10 protein-coding genes and 1 tRNA gene are annotated in these 11,479 nt (G+C 63.0%); 6 read left to right on the top strand and 5 right to left on the bottom strand.

Annotation, left to right across the window (positions count from 1 at the left end; genetic code table 11):
- Positions 1 to 10 precede the first annotated feature (10 nt).
- Positions 11 to 87: transfer RNA gene (locus tag QF118_RS12930), tRNA-Ile, on the bottom strand.
- Positions 88 to 191: 104 nt separating this feature from the next.
- Between QF118_RS12930 and purM the strand changes: the two genes are divergently transcribed.
- The 6 genes from purM (at position 192) to tsf (ending at position 6,357) form a co-directional block, all read left to right on the top strand.
- Positions 192 to 1,238 (top strand): phosphoribosylformylglycinamidine cyclo-ligase, encoded by a 1,047-nt coding sequence (gene purM / locus QF118_RS12925; protein ID WP_282299467.1) that lies wholly within the window; start codon positions 192 to 194, stop codon positions 1,236 to 1,238.
- Positions 1,235 to 1,831, top strand: coding sequence for a phosphoribosylglycinamide formyltransferase (gene purN, locus QF118_RS12920; RefSeq protein ID WP_282299466.1), 597 nt, complete (start codon positions 1,235 to 1,237; stop codon positions 1,829 to 1,831). Before purM ends, purN begins: the two co-directional genes overlap by 4 nt.
- A gap of 78 nt (positions 1,832 to 1,909) precedes the next feature.
- Positions 1,910 to 3,067 carry a ribonuclease D gene (rnd, locus tag QF118_RS12915; protein WP_282299465.1) on the top strand — a complete coding sequence of 386 codons (1,158 nt, stop codon included), beginning with the start codon at positions 1,910 to 1,912 and terminating at the stop codon, positions 3,065 to 3,067.
- A gap of 75 nt (positions 3,068 to 3,142) precedes the next feature.
- Complete coding sequence (locus tag QF118_RS12910; RefSeq protein ID WP_282299464.1) at positions 3,143 to 4,441, top strand: HupE/UreJ family protein; 1,299 nt, start codon at positions 3,143 to 3,145, stop codon at positions 4,439 to 4,441.
- A gap of 173 nt (positions 4,442 to 4,614) precedes the next feature.
- Entirely contained in the window at positions 4,615 to 5,379 is a 765-nt protein-coding gene (gene rpsB / locus QF118_RS12905; protein WP_282299463.1) for a 30S ribosomal protein S2, read from the top strand.
- Positions 5,380 to 5,481: 102 nt separating this feature from the next.
- A complete protein-coding gene (tsf, locus tag QF118_RS12900) occupies positions 5,482 to 6,357 on the top strand; it encodes a translation elongation factor Ts (protein ID WP_282299462.1) in 876 nt (291 codons plus the stop codon).
- A gap of 421 nt (positions 6,358 to 6,778) precedes the next feature.
- Here tsf and QF118_RS12895 read toward each other — a convergent pair whose 3' ends face one another.
- From QF118_RS12895 to QF118_RS12880, 4 genes are all read right to left on the bottom strand, one after another.
- Complete coding sequence (locus QF118_RS12895; RefSeq protein ID WP_282299461.1) at positions 6,779 to 7,543, bottom strand: helix-turn-helix transcriptional regulator; 765 nt, start codon at positions 7,541 to 7,543, stop codon at positions 6,779 to 6,781.
- Positions 7,544 to 7,831: 288 nt separating this feature from the next.
- Positions 7,832 to 9,175 carry an NAD(P)H-dependent oxidoreductase gene (locus QF118_RS12890; RefSeq protein WP_282299460.1) on the bottom strand — a complete coding sequence of 448 codons (1,344 nt, stop codon included), beginning with the start codon at positions 9,173 to 9,175 and terminating at the stop codon, positions 7,832 to 7,834.
- A 105-nt stretch (positions 9,176 to 9,280) separates the two neighbouring features.
- Positions 9,281 to 10,504, bottom strand: coding sequence for an acyl-CoA dehydrogenase (locus tag QF118_RS12885; protein ID WP_282302477.1), 1,224 nt, complete (start codon positions 10,502 to 10,504; stop codon positions 9,281 to 9,283).
- 168 nt (positions 10,505 to 10,672) lie between these two features.
- A complete protein-coding gene (locus QF118_RS12880) occupies positions 10,673 to 11,458 on the bottom strand; it encodes an FAD binding domain-containing protein (protein ID WP_282299459.1) in 786 nt (261 codons plus the stop codon).
- Between the last annotated feature and the right edge of the window lie 21 nt (positions 11,459 to 11,479).

Genomic DNA, 11,479 nt, shown 5'->3' with positions numbered 1-11,479 from the left:
AGCGGTGGGATGGTAGGCCCGGAGGGACTCGAACCCCCAACCAAGGCGTTATGAGCGCCCTGCTCTAACCAATTGAGCTACAGGCCCACCGTGGCGACTTGACTACCAGAGAGTCCCACAGCGTCAAGCAGGGACATTGCAGGACGGCGCACAATCGGCTATCGCGGCGCCAAAGTGCCAAGGAGGGCGTCATGAGCGAAGCCAAAACCCCAGTGACCTATGCGCAGGCCGGCGTGGATATCGACGCGGGCAACGCCCTTGTGGACCGCATCAAACCGGCTGCAAAGAAAACCAACCGTCCCGGCGTGATGTCCGGCCTTGGCGGCTTTGGCGCGCTGTTCGACCTTAAGGGCGCGGGATACAGCGACCCGATCCTTGTGGCGGCCACCGACGGCGTCGGCACCAAGCTGCGCATCGCCATCGACACCGGCCATGTGGACGGCGTCGGCATCGACCTTGTCGCCATGTGCGTCAACGATCTGGTTTGCCAGGGCGCCGAGCCGCTGTTTTTCCTCGACTACTTTGCCACCGGCAAGCTGGACACCGACACCGCCGCCCGCGTGATCGAAGGCATCGCGACGGGTTGCGCGCAATCCGGCTGTGCCCTGATCGGCGGCGAGACGGCGGAAATGCCGGGCATGTACCCGGCGGGCGATTTCGACCTTGCGGGCTTTGCCGTCGGCGCGATGGAGCGTGGCTCGGACCTGCCCGCAGGTGTGGCGCAGGGCGATGTTCTGCTGGGTCTGGCTTCGGACGGGGTGCATTCGAACGGCTATTCGCTGGTCCGCAAGCTGGTCGAGATTTCCGGCCTTGGCTGGGAGGCTGATTGCCCCTTTGGCGAAGGCTCGCTTGGCGCGGCCTTGCTGACGCCGACACGCCTGTATGTGAAACCGGCACTGGATGCGGTCAGGGCAGGGGGCGTGCATGCGCTGGCCCATATCACCGGCGGCGGTCTGACCGAAAACCTGCCGCGCGTTCTGCCCGAGGGCATGGGCGCATTGATCGACCTGAACGCCTGGGATCTGCCGCCCGTGTTCAAATGGATGCAGGAAACCGGCAACATCGAAAGCGCCGAGATGCTCAAGACCTTCAACTGCGGCATCGGCATGATCCTGGTGGTCGCCGCCGACAAGGCCGCGGCGTTGACCGAGGTACTGCAAGGCGCGGGCGAAACCGTCTATCCGCTGGGAACGGTCACCGACAAACCCGGCGTCGCCTACGAGGGCGCGCTGTCGTGAAAAAGGTCGCGATCCTGATTTCGGGCGGCGGCTCGAACATGATCAAGCTGGTGGAAAGCATGACAGGCGATCACCCGGCGCGCGCCGTGGTTGTCGCCTCGAACGATCCGCAGGCGGGCGGGCTGCAAAAGGCGGCCGCGATGGGCATTGCCACGCTGGCCGTCGATCACCGCCCCTTTGGCAAGGATCGCGCCGCCTTCGAGGACGCGCTGCAACAGGCATTGGCGCCCTATCAGCCCGACATCATCTGCCTTGCGGGCTTTATGCGGGTGCTGACGGCGGGGTTTGTCCAGCCCTGGGCAGGCAGGATGCTGAACATCCACCCGTCGTTGCTGCCCAAGTACAAGGGCCTGCACACCCACGCCCGCGCGCTGGAGGCGGGCGATTCCGAGGCCGGCTGCACCGTGCACGAAGTCACCCCCGCGCTGGACGATGGCCCGATTCTGGGTCAGGCGCGGGTGCCGGTGCTGCCGGGCGACACCCCCGATGCGCTGGCCGCGCGGGTTCTGGTGCAGGAACATCGGCTTTATCCTGCGGTGTTGCGACGTTTTGCATCCGGCGACCGCACCCCGGTCCTGCTACAGGGCGATTAAATTTCCCAAAGGCGCAAAATCGGCTAAGGTCGGGGTAACAGCGGGCGGGACCAGAAGAACGAGGAAGAACACCTGCAAATGCAGACCATTACCAAGACCGAAGAACTGGCCGCCTTTTGCGAACAAGCCAAAGACCAGCCCTATGTCACCGTCGACACCGAGTTCCTGCGCGAACGCACCTATTATTCCAAGCTGTGCCTGATCCAGCTGGCGCTTCCGGGCAAGGATGACAGCAACGCCGTGCTGGTCGATCCGCTGGTCGACGGGCTGTCGCTGGACCCGCTGATCGACCTGTTCCGCAACGAGGACGTGGTCAAGGTGTTCCACGCCGCGCGCCAGGATCTCGAGATCTTCTTTATCGACTACAAGGTGATCCCGTCGCCGCTGTTCGACACCCAGGTTGCTGCCATGGTCTGCGGTTTTGGTGAACAGGTCGGCTATGAAACGCTGGTCAAACGCATCGCCAAGGCGCAGGTCGACAAATCCAGCCGCTTTACCGACTGGTCGCGCCGCCCGCTGACCGATGCGCAAAAGACCTATGCCCTGGCCGATGTCACGCATCTGCGGCAGGTCTATGAATTCCTCGCCCGCAAGCTGGAGGAAACCAACCGCCAGCCCTGGGTCGCCGAAGAGCTGAACACCCTGACCGCGCCGGAAACCTATATCTCGCGCCCCGAAGAAGCCTGGCAGCGCGTGCGCACCCGCTCGAACGCGCCCAAGTTCCTGGCCATCGTGCGCGAACTGGCCGCCTTTCGCGAAGACTATGCCCAGACCCGCAACATCCCGCGCAACCGCGTGTTCAAGGATGATGCGCTGGTCGAGCTGGCCTCGACCAAGCCGGTGACCCATGCCGATCTGGGCCGTTCGCGGCTGCTGCTGCGCGAGGCCCGCAAGGGCGATATCGCCGACGGCATCCTGAAGGCCGTGCAGGACGGGCTGAACTGCCCCAAGGCCAAGCTGCCGCAGGTCGATCAAAGCCGCGACAAACTGCAGGTGAACCCGGCGCTGGCCGATCTCTTGCGGGTTCTGCTCAAGGCGCGGACAGAAAGCTCGGGGGTGGCGTCCAAGCTGATCGCGCCCGCCGCCGACCTTGACGCCATTGCCGCAGGGTTGCGTGATGTTCCGGCGCTGTCGGGCTGGCGGCGCACCGTCTTTGGCGAGGACGCGCTGCGCCTGTGCGAGGGCAAGATCGCCCTGGCCGCCAAGGGCCGCAACGTCGCTGTCATCGAGCTTTAGGGGGTCGTGTCGTTTTTCGCTTGAACTTCCGGTGCTTTGCCTCAGTTTCCCGAGGTGGCATATAAGGAAGATGTGATGCGATTTCTCTTGGTGGTTCTGATCTGGCTGGGCTCGGCCAACCTGGCGCTGGCACACGAAGTGCGCCCGGCCATCGGCGATTTGTCGACGGCCGAGGGCACCCTGACCCTGACGCTGGAACTGAACGCCGAGGCGCTTTTGGCCGGTGTCGATCTGGAAGGCGTCAGCGATACCAACGAAACCGACGGCTCGGACGACGTCGACGCGCTGCGCGCGCTGCCCCCGCAGGACATCGAACAGCGGCTGAGGGCGCAGTCCCCCGACCTGGTGACCGCCATGGCGCTGCGCGCCGATGGTGCGCCCGTCGATCTTGGGCTGGTCGCGGTGCAGGTGCCCGAGGTGGGCGATACCGACCTGCCGCGCGACACGCGCCTGACCTTTCAGGCCGCCTTGCCGGGCGGCACCGAAGCCGTCGACATGCAATGGCCCGCCCGCTACGGCACCCTGATCCTGCGCCAGGTCGGCGTCGAAGACGGCTATACCGGCTATCTGGCGGGCGATTCCAGCGGCCCGATCGCGGTGCAGGGGGGCGATGCCAAGGGCGCCGCCGCGACCTTTGCCAGCTATATTCCCGTGGGCTTTGACCACATCCTGCCCAAGGGGCTGGACCATATCCTGTTCGTGTTGGGGCTGTTCTTCCTGTCGACACGTCTGGGGCCGCTGCTGTGGCAGATTTCGGCCTTTACGCTGGCGCATACGGTGACGCTGGCGCTGGGTGCCCTGGGCTATGTCAACATCCCCGGATCCATCGTCGAGCCGATCATCGCCGCCTCGATCGTCTATGTGGCGGTCGAAAACATCGTGTCGGACAAGCTGCACAAATGGCGCCCGGCGGTGATCTTTGTCTTTGGCTTGCTGCACGGGCTTGGCTTTGCCAGCGTGCTGGGTGAATTCGGCCTGCCCGAGGCACAGTTCGTCCCGGCGCTGATCGGCTTCAACGTCGGGGTCGAAATCGGCCAGCTGACGGTGATCGCCCTGGCCTTTCTGCTGGTGGTGCTGGCGCAGCGCACTATTGAGGGTGACGTCGATATCCGCACCGGGCAGATCGTCTATGCCGGGCTGGCCCTGGTGTTCGTCGGGCTTGGCCTTGCCTTGAATGGGTCGGGGTTCGTGGAAACCATGGGCGCCAAAGCGCCGGTGTTCTTCTGGCCGCTGGCGGCGCTTAGCGTCATGTGCCTGCTGTCGGTCAACTTTCTTGACCGGCTCGAGGCCTACCGCCGTTTCGTGGCGATCCCTGCCTCGGTCGGGATTGCGCTGGTCGGGGCCTATTGGTTCATCGAACGGGTTTTCCTGTAAAACATGGGGCAGGGCGCTTTGGCCCTTGCCATTCGTGGCGCGCCGGTCTAAACGCGCGCCACGAACCCCGCAGGCGGGGGCGGGCCCTGGGACAGACATCCCCCAGCGTCCACCGGTTGAGGCATCTGCCTTGATCCCCCGCCGAGGATATGAAACCGGAAAGGATACAAGGCATGGCTCTTCCTGAGTTCACCATGCGTCAGCTGCTGGAAGCTGGCGTTCACTTTGGCCACCAGACGCAGCGTTGGAACCCCCGCATGGGCGAGTTCATCTATGGCGCGCGCAACGGCATCCACATCATGGACCTGACGCAGACCGTCCCGATGCTGGACCAGGCGCTGAAGGCAATCCGCGACACCGTCGCCAAGGGCGGCCGCGTGCTGTTCGTCGGAACCAAGCGTCAGGCGGCTCAGCCGATCGCCGATGCAGCCGAGAAATGCGCACAGTATTACATGAACCACCGCTGGTTGGGCGGCACGCTGACCAACTGGCAGACCGTGTCCCAGTCGATCAACCGTCTGAAGAAAATCGACGAGCTGATGGAGCAGGGCGCCGAAGGCCTGACCAAGAAAGAGCGTCTTGGCATGGAACGCGACCAGCTGAAGCTGCAGGCATCGCTGGGCGGCATCCGTGAAATGGGCGGCGTGCCGGACATGCTGTTCGTCATCGACGTCAAGAAAGAAGCGCTGGCCATCGCCGAAGCCAACAAGCTGGGCATCCCGGTCGTCGCCATCGTCGACACCAACTGCTCGCCCGCCGGCATCGACTATATCATCCCCGGCAACGACGACGCGGCCCGCGCCATCGCGCTGTATTGCGACCTGGCAAGCCGCGCTGCCCTGGACGGCATGACCGGCCAGATGGAAGCAGCAGGCGTTGACCTGGGCGCGCTCGAAGACGCCCCCGCAGAAGAACTGCTGGCCGACGCAAAGGGCTAAGCGCCTTGGCGGTTGTCGCACACGCGACTTCTGTTTTGTGACAGACAGCGGGCGGGCCTTCGGGGCCGCCCAGATCCGTATATACATTCGAGGAGAGCCCCCATGGCGATCACAGCTGCACAGGTAAAAGAACTGCGCGAAATGACCGGCGCCGGCATGATGGATGCCAAGAAAGCCCTGGTTGAAACCGATGGCGACATCGAAGCGGCCGTTGACTGGCTGCGCACCAAGGGCCTGGCCAAGGCCGCCAAGAAATCCGACCGCACCGCAGCCGAAGGCCTGGTGGCCGTCAAGGTCGAAGGCGGCAAGGGCGTCGCCGTCGAGGTGAACTCGGAAACCGACTTTGTCGCCAAGAACGCCGACTTCCAGAAGATGGTTGCCGGCATCGCCGAAGTGGCGCTGACGGTGTCCGACGTCGAAGCGCTGAAAGCGGCCGACATGGGCGGCAAGTCCGTGGCCGACGTGATCACCGACAAGATCGCCACCATCGGCGAAAACATGTCCGTGCGCCGCATTGCATCGGTCGAAGGTGACGTCGTTGCCTCGTACGTGCACAACGCTGCTGCCGACGGCATGGGCCAGATCGGCGTTCTGGTCGCGCTGAAAGGCGGCGACGAAGCCTTCGGGAAGCAGATCGCGATGCATATCGCTGCGGCCAACCCGCAGGCCCTGAACGAAGCCTCGCTTGACCCGGCCGTGGTCGAGAAGGAAAAGCAGGTTCAGATCGACATCGCCCGCGAATCCGGCAAGCCCGACGCCGTGATCGAAAAGATGATCGTTGGCCGCATGGCAAAGTTCCTGGGCGAAGTGACCCTGACCGGTCAGCAGTTCGTCATGGACACCGACAAGACCGTTGGTCAGGCCGCCGCTGATGCGGGCGCCGAGATCGTCGGCTTTGTCCGCATGCAGGTTGGCGAAGGCATCGAAAAGGTCGCCGAGGATTTCGCCGCCGAGGTGGCCAAGGCCGCTCAGGGCTGATCCAGCCCCCGATGACACCTACGAAAGCCGTCCCTGATTGGGGCGGCTTTTTCGTTTTCATGCAGGGAAATCATGGGGCTGCGCCGCGACGCTAAAGTAAAATCCGGGGTCCCCAAGAGACATTGGGGATGAGATCGGGAACCCCGGAAGAAGTGCCGGCCTGACAGGGCCAGAATTGCCCCGTCAGAACCGGCGTGAAACCTCAGGGCCCGGAAATCGCCGGGGTGCGGTCTCTGCGTTCCATGGCCTAAAGCCACCACTCACGGAACATGGTCACAATCGCAAATGACGCGACGTTACGAAAGTGGGGAAATCCCCACCTGCGTCCGTACCCCACATTTTTCACGCAGTTTTCACGCAAGCGGCGCAAACGGATTCAAGTTTTGAAAACAGGCGGTTGAAACGGCCGGGCAGGGCGGTTTCAGGTGGCTTCGATGATGTACATCTGGTTGTGAAACGCCGCCTTGGCGACGGCCTGCGCCGTGGTTTCGACGTTCAGCGTTTCGCGTGCCAGCCGCAGGTGTTTTTCGATGGTCGCCTGGGTCAGCCCCATGATCTGCGCGATATCCTGCATCGTCTTGCCATCGCCAACCCATTCCAGCGCCTCGCGCTGGCGCGGCGTCAGGGTCTGGTTCTTCAGCGGCACCGGAAGCGTCAGGATTTTCAGGTGCACGATGTTGTTCAGCAGCACGATGTCATTGCCATGCTCGGCCCAGATCTGGTCGGCCTGGTCCTGGTTCATCTCGGCCCGGGTGGTCAGGGAAATGGCGCCCTTGGCGCGGCTGGAAACCGATTTGAAGCTGATGGTATAGCCCGCGTGTACCTTGTGCGACAGGTTGAATTCCAGAACCTGGCGTTCCTTGTCGCTCAGATCGCCGGCGGTCACGCGCGGCGCCATCACACGCCAGCTGCAATGGCCTTCGTTTTTCAGCGCCCAGCGAACCATGGGCGCGTGGCGATACAGGCCATCCTCGACAAAGCCTTTGCGATAGGCCGCCGTGTGGTTGGTCAGCACGACGAAATCGTTGGGATCACCCAGCGAGTTTTCGGTCTTGAAGTTGGTGAAACCATAGATCAGCCGGTCAAAGCCGTAATCCGCCATGCGGGCGCAATGGGCCTGCCAAAGTTGTTCGACGCTATCCTTGTTGGTCAGGTCAATCAGATAGTCGCGCAGGTCGGCCTTCATTTTCGTGTCTCCCAAGCACGCGATGTGCCGTCGTCTGGTTGGTTTCCTTGCAGATCCGGGGATCGCAGGATCACCGAGATAAAAGGCTAAGCGCTTGGTCGGGGGTCTGTCCAGCATCAGCTTGGGTCAGAGACAGGTTTCTTGTGGGAACCCATGAAAAGACCGTGGTTTTCGCAGGTTAACAGGGGTTCTGGACGTATCTGCATTGGTCTTATATTTACATAATACTGATTATAGGACTTAAACTGCACGCCTTTGCCGCTTCCCTAAAGTCCCCTCATGCGGCGTTCAGTCCGGTGCCATGCTGCGCAGCTGTTCGCGGCGCAGCGCGACAACGTCCAGATCGTCGGTGAAATCGACGTCGGACATGCGAATGATCTGGTCCCGCTTGATGTCGGTCTTCAGCTTGACGTGATGCGCCAGCCCCATGGGCAGCGCGTCGATGGCCACGGATTGTTTCGCCGGGATCGCCTTGGCCCAGGTGGCAAAGCCACCCTCGCCATCCAGATAGCTGCCGGCCTTCAGGTCTGATTTCGCCGTGGCCACCGCATCGCCGCGAAACTCGCGCGAACTGCCCGTTGGTTCGCCGCGCAGAACCGCCGACAGCACCGAGACCGAAGTTTCCAGTCCGATCAGGTGAAACGGTCTCCACATCGACCCGTACCAGCCTGATTTGTCAGTCAAAAGTCCGTATTGCTCGAAACAGCCCCGGGTGTAGTCATCCGGCGCGCGAAAGGTCACGAACATGCCGTACTGGATATTGTTCACCACCTTGCGCCCGTCTGGCTCCATGCTGGCGGCGATGTCCACCAGCCCGCTTTTCGGCAGTCTGCCGCCCTCGGCGGCCGGTTTGAACACCTGCGCCAGATCGTGCAACCCCGTGGGATAAAACGCCAATCCATCGTCCGGGCAATCCAGACCGGTGCCATTGGCGACAGCAGCCATTTCGATGGCCGCCTTGGTGCCATCGGTAAAGGAATTGTACATCTTGGGGTTAAAGTCCCCCTTGGCGACGAATTCCTCGGACCAGCCGAAATAGCCCCAGACCGTATCGGGGGTCGAATATCGGTATTCTGGTCTGAAATTCATACCCTTACCGGCGGATGTTAACTCAAAGCCGCAAGAGCGGACCCAATCCACCAATTCGCAGATAAAGGCCGGTTGATCGCCGTAGGCCATGGAATAGACCAGCCCCTTGTCGCGGGCCATCTTGCCCAGGATCGGGCCGACCATCACGTCGGCCTCGACGTTGACCATGACGATGTGCTTGTTCCCGTCAATCGCCGCCAGCGCATGGCGCGTACCCGCCAAGGGGTGCCCCGTCGCCTCGATGATGCATTCGATTCCGTCAAAGCCGCACAGCGCCGCCGCATCGTCCGTGACAAAGGTCTTGCCGCTGTCCATGGCGTCGGACAACGACGTGGCGCTGTATTCGTCCTTTTCCCAGCCGGTCCGCTGCAAGGATGCGCGCACCTTGCCCACGTCCAGATCGGCTACGCCGACCACGTGATAGCCGTCGATCTTGCGCGCTTGCGCCAGCACCATCGAGCCAAATTTCCCGGCCCCGATCAGCCCGACGCGCACCGGTTTGCCCCCGGCGGCGCGCGCGCTCAGCATTGCATGCAGGTTCATGTCAGGCGTCCTCCCAAACGGTCTGGCATCACCTTCATCCCTTTCATGCAAAAAGGGCAAGGGTTGCCCCCTGCCCTTGTGCTTAACGATCCCGCAAGCGCAGCTTCAGAAAAACGCCTGTAGCCCGGTTTGCGCCCGTCCCAGGATCAGCGCATGCACATCATGCGTGCCCTCGTAGGTGTTCACCGTTTCAAGGTTCAACATGTGGCGGATCACCTGGAATTCCGCCGAAATCCCGTTGCCGCCGTGCATGTCGCGCGCCATCCGCGCGATATCCAGCGCCTTGCCGCAGTTGTTGCGCTTCAGGATGCTGATCATCTCGGGCGCGCCCTGCGCTTCGTCCATCAGACGGCCAACGCGCAGACAGCCCTGCAGCCCCAGCGTGATTTCCGTCTGCATATCCGCCAGCTTGCGCTGGAACAGCTGGGTCTGGGCAATCGGTTTGTCGAACTGCTTGCGATCCAGCCCGTATTGCCGCGCCGCATGCCAGCAGAACTCGGCGGCGCCCAACACGCCCCAGGAAATGCCATAGCGCGCCCGGTTCAGACAGCCAAACGGCCCTTTCAGCCCCTCGACATGCGGCAGCAGGGCGTCTTCGGACACCTCGACCCCCTCCAGCACGATTTCCCCGGTGACCGAGGCGCGCAAGGACAGCTTGTTGCCGATCTTTGGCGCGCTCAGGCCCTTCAGCCCCTTTTCCAGAACAAAGCCACGGATCTTGCCGCCATGCGCCTCGGACTTGGCCCAGACCACAAAGACATCGGCGATCGGCGCGTTGGAAATCCACATTTTCGATCCGGTCAGCCGATAGCCGCCGTCGATCTTTTCAGCGCGGGTTTTCATGCCGCCCGGGTCAGACCCGGCGTCCGGTTCGGTCAGGCCGAAACAGCCGATCCATTCGCCGCTGGCCAGCTTGGGCAGATATTTCTGCCGCTGCGCCTCGGAGCCATAGGCATAGATCGGGTACATCACCAACGACGATTGCACCGACATCATCGAGCGATAGCCGCTGTCCACGCGCTCGATCTCGCGCGCGACAAGACCATAAGACACATAGCCCGCGCCCAGCCCGCCGTATTGCTCGGGGACGGTGATGCCCAACAGGCCCATCTCGCCCATCTCGGCAAAGACCTCGGGCGCGACGGTTTCCTCTTCAAAGGCCTTGATGATGCGCGGCGCCAGCTTTTCCTCGGCAAAGGCGCGCGCGCCATCGGCCAGCATGCGTTCCTCTTCGCTCAGCTGGTCGGCCAGGCGAAAGGCGTCTTCCCAGTCGAACCGCCCCAGATCGGGCGCGTCCTTGGGTTTCAGGCTGGGGCGGTCGGGGCTCATCTCGTTCATGGCATCCTCCAAGGTTTGCCGGCAGCATAGGCCAGTTGCGCCCAAGGAAAAGCCCCCCTTGCCGCAATTTCCGGCAATTTGATCAAATCTACCGCTAACATGCAAAAAGCCCCCGGGCCTGGCTGGTCCGGGGGCTTTCCAATGCGCCGGATCAGCGGATCAACCCGCTGCGGTCACCGCCCGTTTGGTCATGACACCGACCAGATGCGCGCGGTAGGCCGCCGTGCCATGCAGGTCCGAAATCATGTCCTCGGCCGAGGCCGACAAGCCATCGAGCGCGCTGGCCGAGAAATTCGACGACAGCGCCGCCTCTGCCTCGCTCCAACGGAACACACCGTTGTTCGACGCCCCGGTGACAGCAACGCGCACGCCGCCTGCCCCCTTGGTGACAAAGACGCCAACCAGCGCAAAGCGCGACGCAGGCTGCTCGAACTTCATGTAAGCGGCCTTTTCCGGGATCGGGAACTTGACCGCGGTGACAATCTCGCCCTCGTCCAGCGCGGTTGCGAACATGCCCTGGAAATAGTCGTCCGCCGCGATCTCGCGGGTGTTGGTCACGATCGTCGCGCCGCTGCCCAGGGCCGCGGACGGATAACAGGCCGACGGGTCATTGTTGGCAAGGCTTCCGCCGATGGTCCCACGGTTGCGCACCGCCGGATCGCCAATGTTGCCTGCCAACGCCGCCAGCGCCGGATAGGCCCCTGCCCCGGCCGCCACCGCCGCATGGGTGGTGGCACCGCCGATGGTCAGGACGCCACCCGCCTCGCTGATGCCCTTCAGCGCGTCGATGCCCGACAGGCTGACCAGAACCGAAGGCGACGCCAGCCGCTGTTTCAGCGTCGGGATCAGGGTCTGCCCCCCGCTCAACGCCTGCGCCTCGTCCTGCCCCAATGCCGTAACCGCATCGGCCAGGCTGCTGGGGCGCACTAGTTCAAATGAATACATCGTTTCTTTCCTCCTAGGCCA

Source organism: Tropicibacter oceani (genome assembly GCF_029958925.1).
Taxonomy (GTDB): Bacteria; Pseudomonadota; Alphaproteobacteria; order Rhodobacterales; family Rhodobacteraceae; genus Pacificoceanicola; species Pacificoceanicola oceani.
Note: the sequence above shows the minus strand (reverse complement) of the source record. Positions and strands in the feature narration are given on the sequence as shown.

Excerpts from the sequence above, each read along its gene's own strand:
- purM (WP_282299467.1), top strand. The coding sequence starts at position 192 with ATGAGCGAAGCCAAAACCCCAGTGACCTATGCGCAGGCCGGCGTGGAT.
- rnd (WP_282299465.1), top strand. The coding sequence starts at position 1,910 with ATGCAGACCATTACCAAGACCGAAGAACTGGCCGCCTTTTGCGAACAA.
- QF118_RS12910 (WP_282299464.1), top strand. The coding sequence starts at position 3,143 with ATGCGATTTCTCTTGGTGGTTCTGATCTGGCTGGGCTCGGCCAACCTG.
- rpsB (WP_282299463.1), top strand. The coding sequence starts at position 4,615 with ATGGCTCTTCCTGAGTTCACCATGCGTCAGCTGCTGGAAGCTGGCGTT.
- tsf (WP_282299462.1), top strand. The coding sequence starts at position 5,482 with ATGGCGATCACAGCTGCACAGGTAAAAGAACTGCGCGAAATGACCGGC.
- QF118_RS12895 (WP_282299461.1), bottom strand. The coding sequence starts at position 7,543 with ATGAAGGCCGACCTGCGCGACTATCTGATTGACCTGACCAACAAGGAT.
- QF118_RS12890 (WP_282299460.1), bottom strand. The coding sequence starts at position 9,175 with ATGAACCTGCATGCAATGCTGAGCGCGCGCGCCGCCGGGGGCAAACCG.
- QF118_RS12885 (WP_282302477.1), bottom strand. The coding sequence starts at position 10,504 with ATGAGCCCCGACCGCCCCAGCCTGAAACCCAAGGACGCGCCCGATCTG.
- QF118_RS12880 (WP_282299459.1), bottom strand. The coding sequence starts at position 11,458 with ATGTATTCATTTGAACTAGTGCGCCCCAGCAGCCTGGCCGATGCGGTT.